The organism is Streptomyces sp. NPDC096012 (assembly GCF_040426375.1).
Lineage (GTDB): Bacteria > Actinomycetota > Actinomycetes > Streptomycetales > Streptomycetaceae > Streptomyces.
The window spans coordinates 1-1,305 of the sequence record NZ_JBEOTD010000104.1 but is presented as its reverse complement, the minus strand read 5'-3'; the positions used below and the strand labels follow the sequence as shown (position 1 = coordinate 1,305).

Sequence of the window (1,305 nt, the reverse complement as noted above, 5' to 3'; positions counted from 1 at the left end):
CGACATCGCCGCCGCGCAGATCACCCGCATCAACGCCCTCCTCGCCGGCGATGTCGGAGACGTCGCCGGCCCAGTCTTCCCAGTAGGCGCGGGTGCCGACCTTGTCGACGATCTTCGCGTAGATCGCTTCCTGCCATTCGGAGAGGGAGAACAACGCCATCTGCGTTGCCATCCCCCCACCGGAGTCTCCGGTGGGGGTGGCACCTTCGGCAGAATCTGCACTGGTGGAAGCGACGTCAGCACTGCTTCCACTGCTACGGCTGCCGTTGTCGAAGCTCTCGCCGACCTCGACGAGGGGTCCGATGCGCCCACCGAGTAGGCGATCGTTGCCCTTACCGTCCTTCTTGTCCGAGGTGGCGTTCAATGCGATGGAGTTGACCATCGCATTGAACCGATCATCATGCGCGCGAAGCGCATTGAGTACCTGCCAGACGACCTTGAACCGGGTGTTGTTCGACAACGCCTCGGACGGGCTGACACCGGCCGGAACCGCAACGGGCAAGATGATGTAGCCGTAATCCTTGCCGTCGGATTTGCGCATCACCCGGCCCACGGACTGCACCACATCGACCTGAGAGTTGCGGGGGTGCAGGAACATCACCGCATCCAACGCCGGTACGTCGACTCCTTCGGAGAGGCAGCGGGCGTTGGTCAGGATCCGGGCTTCCCCCTCTGGCAGGGGGGCTTTGAGCCAGGAGAGTTGCTCGTTGCGTTGTAGCGCATTGAACGTGCCGTCCACATGGTGCACCGAACACGTCAAGTCCAGGTTGGTGGAATCGACAGTGCGCCCGTCATTTTCGCTGCCCTCGAGTAGATCGCGGTAGGCATCGACAACAGTGGGGAACACTTCGGCGACCTGCTTGGACGCGGCGATGTCCTTCGCGAACGCGACCGCGCGGCGCATCGGCGCCGCACCCGGTGCGAAGCCTGTTCCTTCGGGGGTTTCGCCAGCACGCTTGGCCAGTGCATTCCAGCAGCCGATGATCTTCGACGCGTCGTCGAGCCGTAGTTCGCTGTGCACCCCGGCAAGCTGATCCTGCAGCGGCGCTGCCACCAGGGATTCGTCGACGGTCAGCACGATCACTTTGTAATCGGTGAGCAGACCTCGCTCGACGGCCTCACCGAATGAGAGTCGGTGGAACTCGGGACCGTAAACGGTTTCGTCGTCCATCGAGGTGAGCTCGGCGGAATGCTCTTCCGCCTTCTCTTTGACGTCGTCCACGAATATCTTCGGTGTCGCCGTCATGTACAGCCGGCGGGCGGCGTTGAGGAAGTCGGCGTCGTGGACGCGGACGAAGTTCGAAT

1 protein-coding gene is annotated in these 1,305 nt (G+C 62.8%); it reads right to left on the bottom strand.

Annotated elements, in window-relative coordinates:
• Positions 1–1,305 (bottom strand): helicase-related protein (locus ABVB68_RS36770; protein WP_353605570.1); only part of this gene is annotated, 1,305 nt, incomplete at both ends.